Origin of the sequence: Aeromonas popoffii (genome assembly GCF_037818705.1) — a bacterium.
GTDB classification, from domain to species: domain Bacteria; phylum Pseudomonadota; class Gammaproteobacteria; order Enterobacterales; family Aeromonadaceae; genus Aeromonas; species Aeromonas popoffii.
On record NZ_CP149129.1, the window covers coordinates 4483644 to 4503177 of the forward strand.

Genomic DNA, 19534 nt, shown 5'->3' on the forward strand with positions numbered 1-19534 from the left:
TGCGCCATGCCAGTGAACCAGTCACCTCCCCGACGCGTATACCGACTCCTGCCACCGAATCGAGGTTTCAATGATAATCCTGCACCACCTGAACAAGTCCCGCTCCCAGCGCATCATCTGGCTGCTCGAAGAGCTGGGGTTGCCTTACCAGATCAAGGCCTACCAGCGCGACGCCACCACCTTTCTGGCACCGCCCGAACTCAAGGCCATCCACCCCCTCGGCAAGTCGCCTGTTATCGAGCTCGACGGCCGGGTGCTGGCAGAATCCGGCGCCATCACCGAGTACCTGATAGCCCGATACGCCCCCGAGCGACTGGCTCCGGCCACGGATAGCCCCGAGTACCCCGAGTACCTGCAGTGGCTCCACTTTGCCGAGAGCTCAGGCATATTGCCGCTGTTGCTGGATATGTTCGTGCGCAAAGATGGCAGCCCGATGCGCTTCCTGCCGGACTACGCCAAAGCGGAGTGTGCCAAGGTGCTGGGTTATCTGAACGAGGTGCTGGCAAACCGCCACTATCTGGTGGGGGAGCGTCTCTCCGGCGCCGACATCATGAACTCCTTCCTGGTGGATCTGCTGGCCCAAGGCGGCCAGCTGGCCCATTTCCCGCACCTGCAAACCTACTGGCTGCGACTCAATACCCATCAGGCCCGCCAAAAAGCAGTGGTGCTGGAGCGCGAGCTGGATCTGGGCGCCTGATCCTCTGCCCTCAGCGCCTCACCCCAGAATGCAACACGCCCCGACTATCGGGGCGTGTCCTTTTCAGCTCGTCAGCCAAATGATCAGAGTGCATGGGCAAGGACCCTGGCGACTGTGATTGCCCGGCTCTCTCTTTCGCCCGAAGCTGAAACCCCTGACTTACAGGGCGTGGGAAAGGATCCGGGCGACCTTGTCCGGGTCTATATCCTGCTGCTCTCCCAGTGCCGTCAGGCCGAAGCGCTTGAGGTTGGAGCAGATGCCGGGGATGCAGCTCTCGCTCAGGCCGTAGTCGGCAAGACGGGTGCCCACCCCCATCTGCTGGAAGAACTGCTCGGTGCGGATGATCGCCTCCTCGATGCGCAGTGCCTTGTCCTCCCGGCTCGAATGCCACACCCGTTCGGCGAACTGGGCCAGTTTATCCTGCTTCTGGGCCGCCTGCTCACGCAGCAGGGAGGGCAGCACCACCGCCAGACTCTGGGCATGATCCAGCCCATGCAGCGCGGTGAGCTGGTGACCGATAGCATGGGTGGACCAGTCCTGCGGTACGCCGCGGCCGATGAGACCATTGAGCGCCAGGCTGGCGGCCCACATCAGGTTGGCGCGCACCTGATAATTGGTGGGATCCACCAGGGCTTTGGGGCCGTTATCCACCAGCACCTGTAGCAAACCTTCCGCCAACCTGTCCTGCACCTCGCCTCCCACCGGGAAGGTGAGGTACTGCTCAATGATATGGACGAACGCATCCACCACCCCATTGCCGACCTGGCGGGCAGGCAGGCTGTAGGTAGTGGCGGGATCGAGCACGGCAAACACAGGTTGCACCAGCGGATTCATGAAGGAGAGCTTGGCCTCCCCCCGGCTCACTACGGCGGCGGGATTGCTCTCCGAGCCGGTGGCGGGCAGGGTCAGCACGCAGCCCAGCGGCAACGCCGCCTTGACGGGTGCCTTGTGCAGCAGAATCTCCCAGGGATCTTCACCCTCGAAGCAGGCTGCAGCGGCCACGAACTTGGTGCCATCCACCACGGATCCACCGCCGACCGCCAGCAGGAAGTCGATGCGCTCGCGCTTCACCAGCGCCACCGCCTCCATCAGCTGATCGTACCGGGGGTTGGCGCCAATACCGGGGAACTCCTGCCAATCCCTGCCCGCCAACGCCTGGGTCAACTGCTCATAGACGCCGTTCTGCTTGATGCTGCCACCGCCGTAGAGCACCAGCAGGCGGCTGTCCGCCGGGATTAGATCGGGCAAGCTGGCGATCTGGCCTTCACCGAAACAGACGCGGGTAGGATTGGCATATTGGAAGTTGTACACGGCAGAGCCCTCGGTTGAATGCACGCAGGGAATTGTGCGCCAGTGGCTCCATGAGGTCAAAAACGGGAGTGGGCTATCAACACATGCATTGCGTTCGGGTCCGCATAGTGCCCAAAAGAAATAGTGTCCGGGCAGAAATAGTGCCTGAGAAAAATAGCGCCGGAGGAAAGTAGCAACTCCCAATCCCCCCTGCCGACGCTACCTAAGCCGCGCTAGCAGGCTCAGTCCGATCAAACAGAGAGCGGCATCCACCCTCTTTTTTGCTGCCTCTTTTGTGGCGCAGGTCAGCCCATTCAGTGCGGATATTCAACCCGGCCATGGCGCCCAGACAGGGGCAAGTGCTTGCCCCTGACGACAACGAATTGCCGTGCGAGTCGACCGGCCATCACTCAGGCGCGCTTGGTCTCTTCCTTTGGTGCACTCTTCTTGCCGGTGAGGCGATCCATGGCATCTTGCAGCATGGTCTCCTTCTGCTCGTTCAAGGCCTTGCTCTGCTGCTCGCGCTCTTCGGCAGACAGCTGCTTGTTGTCAGCGATCTCCTTGAGCTTTCCTTCTATCTCGTTGAATTTTTTGCGATCAAACCCCAGCGCCTTGTCCACCAGTTGCTGCATCATGCCCCCCTTGTCTGAACTGAGGTCCAGCGCTGGCGGCAGTTTGCTGTTCTTGGCCAGGTGCTCATAGGTGAGAGTCTGCTGAGCCTTGCTGGTCAGTCGCTGGGAGGAGAGGTTGACCAGCTCCTCCCAGCCGTCCCCCTGACCACCGTCGGCACTGCTAAGGGTGGCAAGGGCGCGGGAATTGGACGCACTCTGGGCAAGCTGCTGGCTGTAGGGTTTGATATCCATGGGGGCTCCAATTCGGTAGGCATATCCGGCATGGCGCGTTGGCCGATCCGGTGACATGGGGCGCCAAGCCCCACCATTGTCAATCAAACCAGCAAGTTACAGGCCAACTTGCCAGATGAGCCGAGATCCTGCGTGCAGGCTGGCGCCACACCCATTGCTCACCGCCGCATGGCGTCAGAATCATGACTCCTGCGCCGCCTCGCCATGAGGCTGCGGCATATTTATCTACACTCGACCGCCACCATCAGAGCAAGACAAGCATTAGCGCGAACATCGCAGAACAACCCCAGAGACATACAATGTTGGCGTCAAGCACGGGAAAAAATACTTGGCCTTTCGACCCGCCCGGCAGAACGGGGGCAAGCGCTGGAAACTCGGCAACGGGCGAATGACCGACCTCACCAAACGCCGCGAGAAGAAGTATCCGGAGGAGGAGTTCAAGCAGATCATGAGCCTGTAATCGGCTCACCAAAACAAAGAGGCACCCCGGGTGCCTCTTCTCATTTCGTCAAACGATCAACTCAGCGGCGGCTGATATGGAGCGGGCCGAAGGTCTGGGCCACCGGCATGATCTCTATGCTGTTGATGTTGACGTGGGCGGGCTGCTGGCTGACCCAGAGCACCGTATTGGCGATGTCTTCCGGCTGAATGGCCTGCACCCCCTGATAGACGGTGGCCGCCTTGGCATCATCACCGTGAAAGCGCACGTTGGAAAACTCGGTGCCGCCACACAGACCCGGTTCCACATTGGTAACGCGGATGGCCGTGCCCGCCAAATCGGCGCGCAGGTTCAGGCTGAACTGCTTCACGAACGCCTTGGTGGCGCCGTAGACGTTGCCGCCCGGATAGGGGTAGGTACCAGCGATGGAGCCGATGTTGACGACGTGACCACGATTGCGCGCCACCATGCCTGGCAGCAGCAGGCGGGTAAGCAGGGTCAGACCGCTGATGTTGGTGGCGATCATCTGCTCCCAGTCTTCGATCTCCGCCTTGTGGGCAGGCTCCAGCCCCAGCGCCAGACCGGCGTTGTTGACCAGCAGATCCACTTCGCTCCAGGCGGCAGACAGACCCGCGATGGCAGCGCGGGTGGCCACCTTGTCCTGCACGTCGAACACCAGCGGCAGGAACTGCTCGCCCAACTCGTCAGCCAGCGCAGCCAGCCGCTCGGCGCGGCGGCCGGTGCCTATCACCCGATAGCCCGCGCTCACCAGCTGACGACTGATGGCCTCACCAAAACCGGACGAGGCGCCCGTTACCATTGCAATCATCTGAACCTCCATTGTCATTTATCTTGTTGAAAAAAAAGAATTTACTCATCATCCAGCTCGCGACCCGTCACTTTTCGCCAGATAAACATCGCCAGATGGAGCAGGAGCAGGCCCCCTCCCCCCAGCGCAAACAGCAGGCCGGTGAGGGCATTGACAGAAGTGTCAGCGCCGCACCACCACCAGACCAGCCAGCCGATCAGCCCGATGATCAGGGTCTGGCCGGCGCATACCGGGCAGCGCCCCAGCTTAGCCTTGATGGCGGTGGCCAGACAGTCATCACAGCTCATGCCAATCCTCCGGATTCATTGCCGCTCAAGGCGTGGACTTGGCGACGCCGGGCTGTGTATGCATGGCACTGCGACGCTGGCGCCTGAGGGTGCGCACCTCGTCGCTCACCAGCGGCAGCACCAGCCGGTGGGCATGCTGGTCGCGGCCATAATAGTCCGGCAACCTTTGCTGGGGTCTGAATCCCAACCTCTGGTAGAGGGCCTGCGCCTCTTCGTTGGCATCGCCGACCTCGAGGCGGATCGCCCCCCAGCCAGCCTCGCGCCCCTCCCTGATCACCTGCTCCAGCAGGCGACGGGCCCAGCCCTGGCGACGAATGGTCCAGCGGATGGCAAGGGTCTGGATCACCAGTCGATCCCAGCCCCTGTGCTCCAGCAGACTGAGATAACCCATCAGCTGATCCTTCTCATCTAACACCAGCAGGGTGCGGCCCTTGGCGTGGGTCAGCAGATAGTGCCAGCGGCTGCGGCCAAAGGCGACTTCAGGGGGAAAACAGTAGCGTTCCAGCTTAACGATGGCGCCCAAATCATCGGTTCGGGCCGCTCGTACGGTCAACACGGGGAGTCCTTGTTCGGTTATTTATCTTCAGCACCAAAAATGCGACTTGTATCACAAGTTACCAAAGCAGAATATTAGGCACTGTAACCTCTTGTTTCCCCTCGCGCCATTGTCGTGCTTGTCGGTGCATCGAAGCCCACTGGGGATCCTGCCATTCAAGGCAGTCTGATCTGTGGAGCCGAAAATATGAGTACCTACGTCATCGTCGAAGAGCTGGGCGACTGGCCTTGCCATGCCAATTATCTGCTGACCGCCCGCACCTATCTGCAACACGGCGTGCCGACTACCGGCGGCCGCCCTCGCATCATTAACCTCTGCCGCAATCTGGAGCACCTGAGCGCGGGCTACTACTGCTCCCTGCTGGCACAGGCCCGTAGCCACCACTGCCTGCCGGGATTGCAGGCCATCAGCGTGCTGCAACCCCAGCAACCGCCGGCCAAGCTGTGGCGCAAGGTACAGGGCTGGCTGGCCCAGCAGAGCGATGATCGCATTCGGGTACGCGCCATCTTCGGCCAGAGCGAACAGATCGAGCTGGCGGGGCTGGCCCGCTACTATTACGGCCTGAGCCAGCTGCCGCTGCAGGAGCTGACCCTGAAACGCGGCCGCCACGGCTGGTCGGTGCGCCAGCAGCAGAGTCTGTCGCCGCTGGAGTTGAGCCAGAGCGAGAAGGCGCTGATGCTGCACCACGCCCAGGCACTGGTTGGTGCTGGCGGCGATGAGGAGCACGCGGCCCCGCTCTACCAGCTCGCCATCCTGGTGGATCCCGATGATGGCCGCGCCAGCAGTGACACCCTGGCACTGGATCGCTTCATTCAAGCCGCCGCAGCCCAGGGGATCCAGGCCGAGAGGCTGGCGCCGTCCGCCATCGAGCGGCTGCCGGAGTACGATGCCCTCTGGTTACGTGCCGAAACCGCGGTCGGTCACTACACCTTCGAATTTGCCCGCCGCGCCGAACAGCTCAAGATGCCGGTGATCGACAGCTCCCGCGCCATCCTCGCCTGTAGCAACAAGCTCTACCTCTACGAGCTGATGGTGCGCAGCGGCGTGCCCATGCCGCCCACCATGGTGGTGACCCGTCGTGGCCGCCACCACGTGGATGAGCTGGTGCAGCGGCTCGGCTTGCCACTGATGGTCAAAGTACCCGACGGTGCCCAGGGGCGGGATCTCGCCATGGCCAGCGACGAGCAGCAACTCGCCCGCCTGCTGGATGAAGGGCTGGGCCGCTCCGCCCTGCTGCTGGTGCAGAGCCGGATCCCCGCCGAATTTGATTGGCGTATCGGCTTTCTCGACGGCTCGCCGCTGTTCGCCTGTCGCCGCTACCGGCCCGAGCCGGGCAACCGTATTCGCCGCCGCAAGCACCCCCTCGACATGAGCCGGATCGAAGCACTGCCACTCACCGAGGTGCCGGAGCGGGTGCTGCAGACCGCCCGCCGCGCCGTGCACCAGCTCGGCAATGGCCTGTTCGGGGTGGATCTGCGCCAGCAGGATCGCGACTGCGTGCTGCTGGAAATCATCGACAATCCCTGGATACGTGGCGATATTGAGGACAGGGAGGCAAAGGACCTCTACGAGCGCCTGGCCAGGGCCTTCCGGCAACGGCTGGAAAACCGGGGGCAGAGCGCGGCAGGATAACAAGCATCGACAGCAGAGGTGATTATGATGACAACTGATTGGTGGGACATAGCGCCCCTTGGCTGGGAGAACATCCTGGCCTGCCTGGTGTGTGGCACTCTCGTGGGGGTGGAGCGGCAACTGCGCGGCAAGCCGGTCGGGATCCGCACTTCTTCGCTCATCATTCTCGGCACTTACTGCTTTCTCGCCATCGGTGCCGCCGTCAGCCCGGAAAGCGCCGATCAGGCGCGGGTACTGGGTCAGCTCATCACAGGCATCGGCTTTCTCGGCGCCGGCGTCATGATGACCCGGGATGGTCAGGTGCTGGGGGTGACCTCGGCCGCCACCGTCTGGATGCTGGCGGCCCTCGGCGCCCTCATCGGCATGCAGATGCTGCATCAGGCCGTGCTGCTCACCGGTGTCACCCTGGCCATCCTGGTGGGAGTGGATTATCTCGAAACCAGCTTCAAGAGCCTGCGCCGCGGCGTGCACAACCGGCTGGAGAACTGGCGCCACGGCAATGGTCACCCCCCGGCCACCAACGCCCCTCAAAAGGAGCTGGGCAGCGGCATTGAGAAGTGATCCCGCCTCTATTTGCCAATGAAAAGGGCTCCCGCAGGAGCCCTTTTGCTGTCAGCCATCTTATTGCAGCAGCAGGAAGCGGCCGCTCAGCGGCGGCAAGTCCACCGTCACACTGCTGCCACCTATGGTCAGGCTCTCGCCACTTTGCAGATCCAGCAGGGTGCTGCCACTGCGTAATTTGCCGACCGGCAGGGCATAGCTCTGGGGCGTGCTGGAGACATTGAGCAGGTAGACGATCTGCTCGCCCGCCGTCTGCTTGATGTCGCCATAGACGCTGCCATCGACCACCAGCTTGACCCGCTCCCCCTGATAGAGGGCGGGATGCTTGGCACGCAGGGCCAGCAGCCTGGCGAGCCACTCTTTCAGCTCAGCCTGTTCGGCACTGGGCACGAAGCCGGTAACGCCGGGCACCTTGCCATCGCTGCGGGCCACGTGATCGTCACAGAGCCCCTGCGCCGCGCAATCACCGCTTACCTGCTTGGTAAAGCCCGGCACCTCGTCACCAAACTCCTCGCCGTAATAGAAGGTGATGGGGCCAGAGCGAGCCGCCAGGAAGCTGAAAGCCGCCTTGTGACGCAACCAGTACTCGGCTGGGTTGAGGTGGCCGCGCTCCAGCAGATCGCCGAAACGTACCAGATCGTGGTTGCCCAGCATCAGGTTGGGCATGGCGTGACTGGGGTAACTCTCCACCTTGTTCCAGCTGGCATCGAGCACGCTGGCGCCCTGCCCCCCCTTGCCGGACTCCTCCACCGCCAGTGCCTGTACCAGGCCGTAGCGCAGCGGGAAATCGAACGCCGAGGCGAGCGCCGGATTGTCGCTCGGGCCGTAAGCCTGGGCACGGATCTCGTCGGCCCCCTTCCATACCTCGCCCACCATGTAGCCGAGGGTGCCCCACTGCTGACCGGCGGCCTTGCGCGCTGCGCTGGCCTGCTCCACTTCGCTGCGAATGGCGCGCCACTCGTCCAGCCCCAGCTGATAGGCCTGATCGAGGCGCCAACCGTCGATGCCATACTGCTCGACCCAGTAACGGGCCACCTCCTTGAAGTAGGCCAGGCTCTGGGGCTGGCTGTAATCCACCAACTGACCGGGATAACCGACACCGCCACTCTTGAGGGCAGGCAGGCGCCCCTCTGGCGACGGCTTGCTCACCCCCACCTTGTTGACGTGGCCGAACACCCCGTCGAGGAAGAGATAGAGGCCGCGCTGGTGCGCCGCATCCACCAGCTGTTTGAGCTGGGCATTGCTGCCAAAGCGGGGATCCACGGTGAAGAAGTCACAGGCGAAGTAGCCGGTGGCATCGAGCTTGTTGTCGCCGCCCTGACCGGCGCAGGAGTCGAAGACCGGCGTGAGCCAGATGGCATTGACGTTGAGACTCTTGATGTGATCCAGGCTGTCGATGATCCCCTGCAGATCGCCGTTGTGCCGGGAGGGGCCGTAGCCGACGCCGTAGTTGGCGGCGTTATCGCCATCGACGAAGGATTCCACCATCACCTGATAGGTGCGCAGGTTGCAGGCGGGCTGATCATGGCCGTGGCAGGCGCGGCTGGCGGTGGCAAGCGGCGGATTGACCACGGGGGGCTGGGGCTCGCTGCGGGATCCACTGCCGCACGCCGTCAGTAACAGGGCGGCCCCGAGCAGGCCGCCATAGCGCAACGTTCCTTGTTTCATTGTTATGTTCCCGCTGGGGTGATATCGGCGCAGAAGGCGCCACTTCGGGGCCATGATAACGGCCCCGCCAGTACCGGTCCGTGACTGAAAACGTTACCTGCCTCAGCCGACGCTCACTCGCCTAGAGCACGCCAGCGGAGGCGAAACGGTAGTTGAGGGAGAGCCAGACGGCGCGACCCGGCTCCGGAATGCGACCGACCTGTTCATAGCCCAGCCCCGCCTGACTGGCGTGCACCGACTTGGATAGGTGCTCGTAATAAAAGGTGTCGAACAAGTTGTCCACCCCGGCCGACAGCTGCCACCGCTCTGCAAACTGCCAGGCACCGCTCAGGTTCAGGGTGAAGAAGCCGGGGGTTTCCCCCTGATCCTGACCCGCGACCGTGCCAGCGCCCACATCCACCCTGCCCTGCGCGGCGACAGCGCGGCCAAGCAGGGTGACGTTCCACGCCTCGGCCGGTTGCCAGCCAAGCGCCAGCTTGCCATCGAGCGGCGGCATCTGTGCCAGCGGCTGGTGGTCGCTGTGGTTTTCGCCGTAGACCACCGCCAGGCCGCCATCGAGGCGCCACTGCTCGGCAAACTGCCAGCGCCCTTCCAGCTCACCGCCACGGGTCTGGGCATCTATGTTGCGCACCTTGTTCGACTGGTTGTTATAGAGCAGGTAATCCTTGATGTCGGCGCTGAACAGGGAGAGGGTCAAGTCCAGCTCGCTGCTGCGCAGGGCCAGCCCCGCATCCCACTGGCGGCTGCATTCGGGGTTGAGGGTGAAAGGGACGCTGTCCTTGCTGCGCTCCCAGTAGTCCGGCGCCCGCTTGGCCTGACCCCAGGCCAGATAGCCGGACCAGGCTGGCGACCACTGATATTCGTAGCGACCAAAGCCGCTGCCCAGAGTCAGGGTATCGCTGTAGAGGGTCTGATCCCCTGCGCCATAGCGGGTGGTCTCGACCCTGTCCTGCCGATACCCCCCCTTGTAACTGTGCGATCCCTGCTGGCGGCCCAGCTCGGTGAAGCCCCCCTGTTGCTCGAAACGCAGGGTACGCTGGCGCGGCTGGCTGGCGTAATCGACCCCGCTGCGGGCCCTGTGCTGATCCCGGTTGGCATCCAGCCCGGCGGTCAGCAGCCAGTTGGCCGGCAGGGCGATGTCGTTAGCCCAGCGGCCCCCGGTGTTACGCCGATCCGGGTTGGAGAGCATCTTCATACCGCTGCTTTGCCGCAGACTGAAGTTGTCCATGATGTGGTCTATGTCGTTGTCCCACAGGGTCAGCTCGCTGCGCTGCCAATGGCTGCTGATCTGATCCTGCCTGAGCTTGAGGCCGAAGGACTCCCTATCGAACATGGGGCCGTCCATGGTGCGATCCGCATAGGCGGCGCGGGCATTGCTGCGCTCGGCGGTGAGTTCGAGCCAGCTGTGCTCCCCCGGTGTCCAGCCAAGCTGGGCGGTGCCATTCTCCCGGCGATAGAAAGAGCGCACCCTGTCGCCATGACCATCTCGATAGTCATCGCTGTCTGAGTGGGTGAACTGACCACGCAGATAACCCTCGGGGGAACCGACAGTGGCATCCAGCATCTGGTCGTCACGCCCGAAGCTGCCATAGAGCGCCGAGGCCTCTGCCTTGACGCCGGGGGCCGTGAACTCGGGCCGGTCGCGTTCGAACAGCACAGTGCCCGCCAGGGTCGCGCCCTGCTCGAGGGATTGCGGCCCCTTCAGCACCCGGATCCGGTCGAAGGATTGGGGAAACACATAGGCGGTGGGCGGATCCATGCGGCCGCCGCAGCCACCGGCCAGCATGCCACCATCCATCTGCACATTGAGGCGGGACATCCCCATCCCCCGCAACACAGGATCGCCCCCCAGCCCCCCCTTGCGCACCATGCTCATGCCGGTGACATTCTTCAGATAACCGGCGCCGTCGGCGGCAGGCATGGGAGAGCCCGGGGCCTTGGGATCCAGAGTCACTTCCAGGGTGCTGGCGGGGCGGCTGGCGACCACCACCATGGGCTCCAGCTGCTGGACCCGCTCCTGACCGGCGGCGCCGTGACAGGCGAGACCGCCCACCAGCAAGGCAAGTGGGGTGCGCATATGACAAGCCATGTTTCTTCCTTATTTTTTTGTTTATTTTGTGTTTTTCATCTCTCCCGGCAAACCTTTCAGCTGGGGAAAGGTTTGCCATCCGGCCGTAAAAAAGGCCTGCGGCGGGAAGCGGCAAGCCTTGACGGGCAAAGCTAAGAGAGGGGTTGGCAAAATGTTGCGCAGGTTTTACCCAAATTGGGTAGAGAAGGCAAACACACAAACATTCCAGTTGAAGGAATCTGGGGATGGCTCACAAAAACAGGGGCTTAGCTGAAGGCCTCCCACTCATTGATGGGTCTGATCAGGTGATAAACATCATGGGCCGACAGGGTGCAGCCGGCAGGCCACTCCAGCTGGTGGTGACGATTGATGAAGACCCGGGCACAACGCTGCTCCGAATCCAGCGCAGCAAACAGGGGCTGCGCGCGCCAAGGGGTCAGATCCAACGCCCCCGTGGTGCCGTCGGAGAGCACCACAAACAGGCGCCATCCCTGCAAATATTCCACATCGATAAAGACCGGCATCCCTTCGGCTCCGATTGATAAAATCCGGCGCCATTATAAATAAGCTTCCTACGTTGCTTTGCAAAAGGGATCACAGTTTCTCCAGCCGTTTATGCTGTCTTGGAGCCCTGCACGCCCTCACATGAAAATCATGAATCGTGCCGCGCTCGGGCTGGCGCTATGGGGCAGCCTGGCTTACCAGAAAGGACTCAACCAGACTGCGCGGCACTGAACCCGCCACCGCAATCACATAAAACCCGCCAATTGGCGGGTTTTATGTGGGGTGCAACACGGGATCAGGTGTTGAGAAAACAGGGCAGCGAGCGGCTGAACCTGTGTTCGAACACCAGCGAGGTCTCGAGGTGCACCACTTCCTCCCGGGAGGTGAAGTGATCGAACACGAAGTTGCGCAGATGCTCGGTGTCGGAGACACACAGATGCACCAGAAAATCATCCTTGCCTCCCATGTGAAACAGGCTGATCACCTCGGGCAGCGCCAGTATGGCGTCGCGGAAGGCATCGATGATCTGGCGGCTGTGTCGGGCCAGCTGCAGGGAGACCATGGCCTGGATATGGCCACCGAGCGCCTGATGATCCACTTCGCAATGCGCCCCCTTGAGCACCCCATCCTGTTGCAGCTTGCGCACCCGCTCCAGGCAGGTGGACGGCGCCACGCCGACCAGCGCGGCCAGATCCTTGTTGGTCATGCCCGCATCGCGAAACAGATGGGCCAGGATATCCAAATCCAGTTGATCCAGGTTTCTCATCTTAACTCCTTGCACCGATCAATTTTTTAGACTCTGCCCGTAAACCGGGCCGAACACAACGCAGATTGACATCGTGGCCGCGCCCCCTATGCTTTGGCGCACTCAGAAACCGGCCATGCCGGCTCGCCCCGCCCTTGCTGGCCTCATAAGGACCTTTATGCTCCCGTCTCACCCTTTCTGGAGCCAGGAAGTGCCCCGCGTCGATGGCCAGCTACTGCTGACCCCCTGCCCCGGCACCCAGCAGGTGGCGCTGCCACTGACGCTGGATCAGCTCAGGCTGGCGGGTGCCCATGGCGTCCTGACCCTGATGACAGAGGCCGAACTGGCCCGACTCGCACTGAGCCAGCTTGGCCCGCTGGTCGAGGCGAGCGGCATGCGCTGGTTCCACCTGCCTATCGAAGACGATCAGGCCCCCGATGCCACCTTCGAACAGGCCTGGCAACAGGCCCTGCCGCAACTGACCGGACTGCTGTTCGAAGGCAAAAATCTGGTCATCCACTGCAAGGGGGGCAGCGGCCGCACCGGCCTGATCGCCGCCGCATTGCTTGTCTCCCTCGGCCAGCCACAGCAGGAGGCCATGGCCGCCATCCGGGCCCACAGGCCCAAGGCCTTCACCCTGGCGGTGCATCGCCAGTGGCTCGACGCCCTGACCGCACGACGGGAGCAGGCCGACTGAGCCCCACCACGCGGATCCTTACTTGGGCTGCTGGTAGGTAAACACCTTGCCTATGTCTTCCACCCGATAGCTGGTGAGCTGATAGACGTAGTAGTTGAGCCAGTTGGAGAACAGCAGGTGGCCGTGGCTGCGCCAGCTGGCGCGCGGGGTCTGGCCGGGATCGTTAGCCGGATAATAGTTGACCGGGATGACGGGCTCGAGCCCGGCCGCCAGATCCCGCTGGTACTCCCCATCCAGGGTCAGGGCATCGTATTCAGGGTGACCGGTAACGAACACCTGGCGACAATCCTTGGTCGCCGCCAGATAGACCCCCGCCTCTTCGGACTCGGCAAAGATCTGCAGGTCGGTGTGGGCGCGGATAAGATCCCCGTCGAACGCGGCATAGCGGGAGTGGGGCGCCACGAATTCGTCATCGAAGCCGCGCAGCAGCGGCTCGTGCTCATCGAGCCTGTGATGGCGGTAGACGCCGGAGAGCTTCTCACCGTGGGTCTGTTTTTCCATGCCATACAAGGCTTTCAGCGCCGCCTGTACCGCCCAGCAGAGGAACAGGGTCGAGGTCACATGCTGATGGGACCACTCTATGATCTCGACGATGCGCGGCCAGTAGACCACCTCCTCGAACTCCACCAGCCCGAGTGGCGCTCCCGTGATGATCATGCCGTCGTAGTTGTTGCCCCGTACCCGTTCGAAGTCGTGATAGAAGTTCTCGAGGTGCGCCTGGGGCGTGTTCTTCGACTCCCGATCGTCGATACGCAGCAGATCCACGTCCACCTGCAACGGCGAGTTGGAGAGCATCCGCATCAGCTGGATCTCGGTTTCAATCTTCTTGGGCATCAGGTTGAGGATCAACACCCGCAACGGGCGTATGTTCTGGGTGACGGCCCGGGATTCCGTCATCACGAAGATGTTCTCCTGCCCCAGCACTTCGGCGGCGGGTAACTGATCCGGGATCTTGATCGGCATGCTTACTCCCTGTACTGCATCGGTAAATATGTCTGGACATCTAGAAGCCTATAATAAAGCGCTTACCCTGTCATCAGATACCTTTTGTATTCACCTCCGCCTTTGACTAGCATACGGCTCACATGTGTCTCTCGCAGCCAAGACAATGACAGGTATCAAGATTTCCGTAGACCGACTGCAAGTCGGCAATTTCGTCTCTCTGCCACTGGGTTGGCGCGAACACCCTTTCCTGTTTTCCAGCTTCAAGCTCAAGAATGAAGAGGAGATCGAGCTGATCCGCCGGCTCGGTCTCAAACTCGTCACCATCATCCCCGACAAGAGCGACGTCCCGCCCAAACCGCTGGACCAGATCCAGAGCCAACCGGTGGAGGCGCCCGACACCTCCCAGCGCCAGGCCGAGATGCAGCTGGAGAAGACACGCCGCATCGAGCAGTTACAGCAGTATCGCCGCGATCTGCAGCAGTGCGAGAAGCAGTTCCAGCAATCCCTGGCGCAGGTGCGCAGCGTCATGAGCAAGCTCCAGTCCCGCCCCCTCAACGCCATCGGCGAGGCACAGGAGCTGATCAACGCCATGACGGAACAGCTGCTGTCGGTGGATGAGATGGTGCTGCACCTGGTCTCCGACAGCGAGGATGGCAACAACCTCTACTTCCACTCCCTCAACGTCAGCGTGCTCAGCATGTTGCTGGCCAAGGAGTGCAACATGTCGGCTGACCAGATCCGCCAGGTCGGCATGGGCGCCCTGTTCCACGACATAGGCAAGCTGAAGATCCCGAGCCAAATCCTGCGCAAGACGGAGCCGCTGACCAAGCCGGAGCAGAACCTGATAGCCCAGCACCCGCGCTATGGCATCGACCTGCTCAATCTGGTCAAAGATTTCCCCGCCGAGGCCAAAGGCATCGTGCTCCATCACCACGAATATCTCGATGGCAGCGGGCCTGAGGGGCTCAAAAAGGGGCAGCTCGATCCGCTCACCCAGATGGTGTCGCTGATCAACGAGTACGACAACCTCTGCCACATGCAGGCCAAGGTGCCCTACTCGGCCCTGAGCGGCCTCTACAAGCAGCGCAAGGCCCAGTTCAACCCGGAATACCTCAGCATGCTGATCCGGCTGATGGGCATATACCCGCCCGGCAGCGTGGTGCAGCTCTCCAATGGTCAGGTGGGGCTGGTGATGTCGGTGAATGCCTCTCGCCTGCTCTACCCCTCCGTGCTGGTGTATGATCCCCGTATCCCGCGCCAGGAGGCGGCCATCATAGATCTGCAACAGGCCGAGCTGTCGATCGCCAAGGTGATCCACCCCAAACGACTGCCGCCGGCGGTGTTCGAATACCTCAATCCGCGTACCCGGATCAGCTACTACTTCGAACACACCAAGCCCTGATTGTCCCGGCCATGGTGCATGGCCGTCCCTGTTTACTTCCCCAGTTCAAGGAGCCCCCATGCGTATCGAGATCATCAGCACCGGAGACGAGATAGTGACGGGTCTGGTGGTGGATACCAATGCCGCCTGGCTCAGCGCCCTGCTGCTGGAGCAAGGCTGGCAGGTGCGCCGCCGTGTCACTGTGGGAGACAACCTCACCGATCTGAAAACCGTGCTGCAGGAGAGCGCCAGCCGCGCCGACGTGGTGCTGGTGTGCGGCGGGCTGGGGCCCACTGCCGATGATCTCACCGCGCAGGCCGCCGCCGAAGCTTTCGGGCAACCGCTAACGCTGTACCCTGAGTGGCTGGCCACCATAGCGGCACGCTACGCCAGTCGGGGCCGCCCCATGGCGCAAAGCAACGCCAAGCAGGCCTGGTTGCCACAGGAGTGCGAGATCCTCGACAACCCGGTCGGCACCGCCTGCGGCTTTGTCGTGCACAGTGGTCAGAGCCAGCTCTTCTTCACCCCGGGCGTGCCGTTCGAGTTCAAGCAGATGGTGCGCGAGCAGATCCTGCCACGCCTCAAGCAGCTGGCTGGCGCGCAGACCGATACCGAACTACGCCGCTTCTACAGCTTTGCTATCTCGGAATCGGCTCTCTCCGACATGCTGGATGCAGCCCCCTGGCCAACCGGCATAGAGCTGGGCTACCGCTCCTCCATGCCGCTGATTGAGCTGAAACTCATCGGCCACGGCGCCAGCGCCGCCGACATGGATGACGCCGAGGCGCGACTGCTCGCGGCGATCCAGCCCTGGCTGGTGGGACGGGGAGATGAAGAGCCTGCGCGGCAGATCCTGGCCCTGCTGGGGGAGAGGCCGCTGACCCTGCTGGAGGGGGAAAGCCGGGGTGCGCTGCTCGCCCTCTGCCACGAGTATCCCCGGCTTGAGGCCAGCTTTCGCGGCAACGTCGCCAGCGAGCTGGCGCAGTTGGAGGCAAAACGTGAGGGGCTGAGCCTGACCATAGGATGGGAGGGGACGGAGGGCGTGCCGCTGCTGCTCTGCGCCGACGGGCAACAGATCGGCCAGACGCTGAAGGCCAGCCACCCGGATCCCGAGAGCCGGCGCAAGATCCTCGCCTTCGCCGCCCTCGACATGCTGAGCCGCCACCTGCAAGGCTTGCCAGTGCTCGGCGACTACCTCACCTTGGCCAGAACGGCGCAGCGCGGCCGCTAGGCATCCAGCGCCGGTACCCACAAAGATCGGATACCGGCCAACGCCTCAAGCCAGACTCTTCCGGTACACACCGCCCCCGGGTTCAGGGCCGACACGTCTCTTGCCGACCTGCGGGCTTCTCGTGCCGTCAGCATACCCGCTGTCATCCTTGATTTCCTCGTCCAGGCTCACCCATTTGTGCCTAGCTCGTTGACCAAAAAGGAGAAATGCCCGAATACTGCAGACCAGCGCCATATTGATGACTCGCATTTTTAACAAAAAGTCGATTAAATAGAAATCAAAGGCTATCTCGATATGGGTAAAAACGAGAGAAGGAAACCGGGTGTTAAGCAAAGAGTGGTTACTGTTATCAGCCGATATGGAGTACGCCTGCCTGCGCATCATACCCGGGCTGACCACCCCCGTTTCGGAGAGCGATATCCAGACGCTGTTGCTGGCTTCCAACTGTCGCCGCTACCAGCCGCTGACGGAAGGGATCAAGCAGGCCATCAGCTTGCTCAACACCCTGTTAAGCAACCCGGACACCCCCCTGCCCGACAATCCGGTCCCCGTCGCCCAGCGCCACGATGCCCGTGTCACCCTGGTGGTGGAGAAAGACCGGATGAGTGCCATCGCCCAGATCACCGCCGACTGGGGTGGCAAGTATCTCACCACTGAAGATCTGGAGCAGGCGGTGCAGGCCAGCGAGATCAGCCGGGGGGTACAGGCGCCTCTCATCGCCGCCGCCATTCTGGCCGCCAAGGAGGCGACACCGGGCACCCTGCTCAAGCTGCCGGTGGCGCTGGGCAAGGCCGCCGTCAACGGCCAGGACACCCGATTCGAGCGGCTGGTGGAGACGCCGGCCGAGCGGATCCTCAAGCCCCGGGAGCTGGATCATGGCCGGGTCGACATGCGCGACCTCGGCACCCTGATCACCGTCAAGGCCGGCGCCCAGCTGATGCGCCGTCACCCCGCCACCCAGGGCGTGCCCGGCTTTACCGTCACCAACCAGGAGCTGCCCGCCAAGCATGGCAAGGACAGCCCCATGGTGGCCGGTGAGGGCACCTTCATCTCGCCGGATGATGCTGATCTGCTGCTGGCCAGCCGCCCAGGCCTGCCCCGCCAGGAGAAGAATGGCATGAAGGTGGATGACGTGCTGAGCGTCAAGCAGGTCGACATCCGCCACGGCCACGTCATCTTCGAAGGTGCCCTGATAGTGGCGGGGGATGTCACCCCCGGCATGAAGATAAAGACCAGTGGCGACGTGGTGATCGGCGGCTTCGTCGAGGGGGGCTACATAGAATCGAGCGGCACCATCACGGTGCGCAACGGCATCATAGGCCGCAAGAGCAAGCAGAGTGACGAATACCTCTGCCACCTCAATGCCCAGGGCGAGATCCACGCCAGCTATGCCCAGTACGCCAAGCTGGAGGCCGGGGGCGACATCCAGATCCAGAACCAGCTAAGCCACTCTTACAGCCGCAGCGGGCAAGACATCAAGGTGGGCGACAGCGGCATGCGCAAGGGCCACCTGCTGGGGGGCATCAGCATTGCCAATCGCCTCATCATGGCCCCCATCCTGGGCGCCTCGGCCTACAACCAGACCCGGTTGCAGATCCTCGGCGGCTACTTCACCCACAAGGAGCAGGAACAGGCCCTGCGCCAGCGCAAGCAGGAGTGCCGGGAGCTACTGGACAAGCTGCAGGATCTGCTGCTCAAGCTGTTACAGCTGCCAGGGGACAAGCGCAACCCCCAGACCCTGCAGAAGATCAAATTGATCCGCACCCGCCATATCGACGAGAGCAAGCTGCTGGATGAACAGCTGGAGGCCGCGCAGGAAGAGCTGCAGAAACTGATGGCTGAGATGGACATCATAGCCACCCAACGCGCCTTCCCCGGGGTCGAGGTGGAGATGGCCCACCACCACTACAGAGTCGACATAGAACACGGCCCCATCCACTTCGCCATCCGCGAAGATCAGTTGCAGCTGACCCCCTACGAACCCCACAAGTGACAGCAGCTGGCCCTGCGGCTCGCCTTCCCCCTGGCAACATTCCCCCTGCTGGCCCAGCCTCTCGCCGCCAACCCGTGATCCTGGCTGCGAATTTCGCTACACTCGGCCTTCCATTGGCCCCATAGGGCGGGCCAGCCAGACTTCAGGTAGTGAGAGATGTACAAGCTGATCGCATTGGATATGGATGGCACCCTGTTGGACTCCCAGGGCCAAATTTCACCCCGCACCCACGCCGCCATCCAGGCCGCCCGCGCCAGGGGCGTGACTGTGGTGCTGGCCTCAGGTCGCCCGCTGGAAGGGATGAGCCGTTACCTGGTCGAGCTTGGCCTCACGGGCCAGGACGACTACGTCATCTGCTACAATGGCGCCCTGGTGCAACAGGTGGCCGATCAGCGCATCATCCGCAGCCAGCTGCTGACCGGCAGCGACGCCAGTGCCATCGCCAAGCTGGCAAACGAGCTGGAGGTTAACGTACACGGCTTCTCTGTCACCCGGGGCCTCATCAGCCCCAGGGTCAGCACCTATACCGAGCACGAATCCCGCCTCATCGGCATGCCCATCAATCTGATCGATTTCGCCACCCTGCCCGCCGACGAGCAGATCATGAAGGTGATGATGATCGACGAGCCGCCCCAGCTCTCCCGCGCCATCGAACGCCTGCCCGCCGAGCTGCATGAGCGCTACACAGTGGTACGCAGTGCCCCCTACTTCCTCGAGTTCATGCACAAGCAGAGCAACAAGGGCACAGGCGTCGCCGCCCTGGCCGAGCATCTGGGGCTGGACGCCACCCAGGTGATAGCCGTGGGGGATGCGGGCAACGATCACCACATGATCGAATACGCCGGGCTGGGAGTGGCCATGGGCAACGCCACCGACGAGATCAAGGCGCTGGCCCAGCACACCACGGCGCGCAACGATGAAGATGGGGTCGCCCAGCTAATTGAACGGTTCGTGCTGAACGCCTGACCCACACAAGGGGCCTCCACCCGGGCCCCTTTTGCTATCCGGCTACCCCGGCCGAATGTTTAATATATCCACCACAGCCATCTCCCTCATCTCGCCAACATGCCCCACAGCCCCCTTAAAAAGGGACTCAAGGCAGTTCTTCACTTACATCAGTTAACATTTCAGCATCATTTCGTTTGACA

The 19534-nt window shown here is 62.5% G+C and carries 20 protein-coding genes; 10 read left to right on the forward strand and 10 right to left on the reverse strand.

Annotated elements, in window-relative coordinates; all coding sequences use genetic code 11:
• Positions 1-70 precede the first annotated feature (70 nt).
• Positions 71-697 (forward strand): glutathione S-transferase, encoded by a 627-nt coding sequence (locus WJM78_RS20790; RefSeq protein WP_339011637.1) that lies wholly within the window; start codon positions 71-73, stop codon positions 695-697.
• A gap of 159 nt (positions 698-856) precedes the next feature.
• On the opposite strand, the gene WJM78_RS20795 is transcribed toward WJM78_RS20790, so the two are convergent.
• A complete protein-coding gene (locus WJM78_RS20795) occupies positions 857-2032 on the reverse strand; it encodes an iron-containing alcohol dehydrogenase (RefSeq protein WP_339011640.1) in 1176 nt (391 codons plus the stop codon).
• A 365-nt stretch (positions 2033-2397) separates the two neighbouring features.
• On the reverse strand, positions 2398-2850 hold the full coding sequence (locus WJM78_RS20800) for a hypothetical protein (RefSeq protein ID WP_339011643.1): 453 nt from the start codon (positions 2848-2850) through the stop codon (positions 2398-2400).
• 328 nt (positions 2851-3178) lie between these two features.
• On the opposite strand from WJM78_RS20800, the gene WJM78_RS20805 reads away from it, so the two are divergent.
• Positions 3179-3310 carry a hypothetical protein gene (locus tag WJM78_RS20805; RefSeq protein ID WP_275931132.1) on the forward strand — a complete coding sequence of 44 codons (132 nt, stop codon included), beginning with the start codon at positions 3179-3181 and terminating at the stop codon, positions 3308-3310.
• A 61-nt stretch (positions 3311-3371) separates the two neighbouring features.
• Here WJM78_RS20805 and WJM78_RS20810 read toward each other — a convergent pair whose 3' ends face one another.
• The 3 genes from WJM78_RS20810 to WJM78_RS20820 are packed head-to-tail and all read right to left on the reverse strand — an operon-like array spanning position 3372 to position 4961.
• Positions 3372-4118, reverse strand: a complete 747-nt coding sequence (locus tag WJM78_RS20810) for an SDR family oxidoreductase (RefSeq protein WP_287145702.1) — start codon at positions 4116-4118, stop codon at positions 3372-3374.
• A gap of 41 nt (positions 4119-4159) precedes the next feature.
• Positions 4160-4405, reverse strand: a complete 246-nt coding sequence (locus WJM78_RS20815) for a DUF3624 family protein (RefSeq protein ID WP_339011650.1) — start codon at positions 4403-4405, stop codon at positions 4160-4162.
• A gap of 25 nt (positions 4406-4430) precedes the next feature.
• Complete coding sequence (locus WJM78_RS20820) at positions 4431-4961, reverse strand: GNAT family N-acetyltransferase (RefSeq protein WP_042039161.1); 531 nt, start codon at positions 4959-4961, stop codon at positions 4431-4433.
• A gap of 186 nt (positions 4962-5147) precedes the next feature.
• Here WJM78_RS20820 and WJM78_RS20825 point away from each other — a divergent pair, with 186 nt between their 5' ends.
• Together WJM78_RS20825 and WJM78_RS20830 are read left to right on the forward strand one after the other, a co-directional pair.
• Complete coding sequence (locus tag WJM78_RS20825; protein WP_339011654.1) at positions 5148-6593, forward strand: RimK family protein; 1446 nt, start codon at positions 5148-5150, stop codon at positions 6591-6593.
• A gap of 24 nt (positions 6594-6617) precedes the next feature.
• A complete protein-coding gene (locus WJM78_RS20830) occupies positions 6618-7154 on the forward strand; it encodes an MgtC/SapB family protein (protein ID WP_042039163.1) in 537 nt (178 codons plus the stop codon).
• Between the two features lie 60 nt (positions 7155-7214).
• On the opposite strand, the gene WJM78_RS20835 is transcribed toward WJM78_RS20830, so the two are convergent.
• A complete protein-coding gene (locus tag WJM78_RS20835; protein ID WP_339011658.1) occupies positions 7215-8822 on the reverse strand; it encodes an alpha-amylase family protein in 1608 nt (535 codons plus the stop codon).
• A 121-nt stretch (positions 8823-8943) separates the two neighbouring features.
• Positions 8944-10911 carry a TonB-dependent copper receptor gene (locus tag WJM78_RS20840; protein ID WP_339011661.1) on the reverse strand — a complete coding sequence of 656 codons (1968 nt, stop codon included), beginning with the start codon at positions 10909-10911 and terminating at the stop codon, positions 8944-8946.
• On the opposite strand from WJM78_RS20840, the gene WJM78_RS20845 reads away from it, so the two are divergent.
• The gene (locus WJM78_RS20845) at positions 10910-11164 is read left to right on the forward strand and encodes a hypothetical protein (protein ID WP_212512537.1); all 255 of its coding nucleotides are present in this window, start codon (positions 10910-10912) and stop codon (positions 11162-11164) included. The genes WJM78_RS20840 and WJM78_RS20845 overlap by 2 nt on opposite strands.
• Here the strand turns inward: WJM78_RS20845 and WJM78_RS20850 are convergent.
• Positions 11157-11414, reverse strand: coding sequence for a DUF2442 domain-containing protein (locus WJM78_RS20850; RefSeq protein WP_108535832.1), 258 nt, complete (start codon positions 11412-11414; stop codon positions 11157-11159). The two genes, WJM78_RS20845 and WJM78_RS20850, sit on opposite strands and share 8 nt — an antisense overlap.
• A gap of 275 nt (positions 11415-11689) precedes the next feature.
• On the reverse strand, positions 11690-12160 hold the full coding sequence (locus tag WJM78_RS20855; protein WP_042038432.1) for an Lrp/AsnC family transcriptional regulator: 471 nt from the start codon (positions 12158-12160) through the stop codon (positions 11690-11692).
• A 157-nt stretch (positions 12161-12317) separates the two neighbouring features.
• Between WJM78_RS20855 and WJM78_RS20860 the strand changes: the two genes are divergently transcribed.
• Positions 12318-12836 carry a cyclin-dependent kinase inhibitor 3 family protein gene (locus tag WJM78_RS20860; protein ID WP_042038431.1) on the forward strand — a complete coding sequence of 173 codons (519 nt, stop codon included), beginning with the start codon at positions 12318-12320 and terminating at the stop codon, positions 12834-12836.
• 18 nt (positions 12837-12854) lie between these two features.
• Here WJM78_RS20860 and metA read toward each other — a convergent pair whose 3' ends face one another.
• Positions 12855-13799 carry a homoserine O-acetyltransferase MetA gene (gene metA, locus WJM78_RS20865; protein ID WP_339011671.1) on the reverse strand — a complete coding sequence of 315 codons (945 nt, stop codon included), beginning with the start codon at positions 13797-13799 and terminating at the stop codon, positions 12855-12857.
• Between the two features lie 145 nt (positions 13800-13944).
• Between metA and WJM78_RS20870 the strand changes: the two genes are divergently transcribed.
• From WJM78_RS20870 to yidA, 4 genes are all read left to right on the forward strand, one after another.
• The gene (locus tag WJM78_RS20870) at positions 13945-15183 is read left to right on the forward strand and encodes an HD-GYP domain-containing protein (RefSeq protein ID WP_339011674.1); all 1239 of its coding nucleotides are present in this window, start codon (positions 13945-13947) and stop codon (positions 15181-15183) included.
• A gap of 58 nt (positions 15184-15241) precedes the next feature.
• Positions 15242-16393 carry a CinA family nicotinamide mononucleotide deamidase-related protein gene (locus WJM78_RS20875; RefSeq protein ID WP_339011677.1) on the forward strand — a complete coding sequence of 384 codons (1152 nt, stop codon included), beginning with the start codon at positions 15242-15244 and terminating at the stop codon, positions 16391-16393.
• 322 nt (positions 16394-16715) lie between these two features.
• On the forward strand, positions 16716-18386 hold the full coding sequence (locus WJM78_RS20880) for a FapA family protein (RefSeq protein ID WP_339011680.1): 1671 nt from the start codon (positions 16716-16718) through the stop codon (positions 18384-18386).
• Between the two features lie 156 nt (positions 18387-18542).
• Positions 18543-19352, forward strand: coding sequence for a sugar-phosphatase (gene yidA, locus WJM78_RS20885; RefSeq protein ID WP_339011683.1), 810 nt, complete (start codon positions 18543-18545; stop codon positions 19350-19352).
• Positions 19353-19534: the final 182 nt, after the last annotated feature.

Bases quoted from the DNA above. Each gene is read 5' to 3' on its own strand.
- WJM78_RS20790 (WP_339011637.1), top strand. From the start codon at position 71: ATGATAATCCTGCACCACCTGAACAAGTCCCGCTCCCAGCGCATCATC.
- WJM78_RS20800 (WP_339011643.1), bottom strand. From the start codon at position 2,850: ATGGATATCAAACCCTACAGCCAGCAGCTTGCCCAGAGTGCGTCCAAT.
- WJM78_RS20810 (WP_287145702.1), bottom strand. From the start codon at position 4,118: ATGATTGCAATGGTAACGGGCGCCTCGTCCGGTTTTGGTGAGGCCATC.
- WJM78_RS20815 (WP_339011650.1), bottom strand. From the start codon at position 4,405: ATGAGCTGTGATGACTGTCTGGCCACCGCCATCAAGGCTAAGCTGGGG.
- WJM78_RS20825 (WP_339011654.1), top strand. From the start codon at position 5,148: ATGAGTACCTACGTCATCGTCGAAGAGCTGGGCGACTGGCCTTGCCAT.
- WJM78_RS20830 (WP_042039163.1), top strand. From the start codon at position 6,618: ATGATGACAACTGATTGGTGGGACATAGCGCCCCTTGGCTGGGAGAAC.
- WJM78_RS20835 (WP_339011658.1), bottom strand. From the start codon at position 8,822: ATGAAACAAGGAACGTTGCGCTATGGCGGCCTGCTCGGGGCCGCCCTG.
- WJM78_RS20845 (WP_212512537.1), top strand. From the start codon at position 10,910: ATGTTTCTTCCTTATTTTTTTGTTTATTTTGTGTTTTTCATCTCTCCC.
- WJM78_RS20840 (WP_339011661.1), bottom strand. From the start codon at position 10,911: ATGGCTTGTCATATGCGCACCCCACTTGCCTTGCTGGTGGGCGGTCTC.
- WJM78_RS20850 (WP_108535832.1), bottom strand. From the start codon at position 11,414: ATGCCGGTCTTTATCGATGTGGAATATTTGCAGGGATGGCGCCTGTTT.
- WJM78_RS20855 (WP_042038432.1), bottom strand. From the start codon at position 12,160: ATGAGAAACCTGGATCAACTGGATTTGGATATCCTGGCCCATCTGTTT.
- WJM78_RS20860 (WP_042038431.1), top strand. From the start codon at position 12,318: ATGCTCCCGTCTCACCCTTTCTGGAGCCAGGAAGTGCCCCGCGTCGAT.
- metA (WP_339011671.1), bottom strand. From the start codon at position 13,799: ATGCCGATCAAGATCCCGGATCAGTTACCCGCCGCCGAAGTGCTGGGG.
- WJM78_RS20870 (WP_339011674.1), top strand. From the start codon at position 13,945: ATGACAGGTATCAAGATTTCCGTAGACCGACTGCAAGTCGGCAATTTC.
- WJM78_RS20875 (WP_339011677.1), top strand. From the start codon at position 15,242: ATGCGTATCGAGATCATCAGCACCGGAGACGAGATAGTGACGGGTCTG.
- yidA (WP_339011683.1), top strand. From the start codon at position 18,543: ATGTACAAGCTGATCGCATTGGATATGGATGGCACCCTGTTGGACTCC.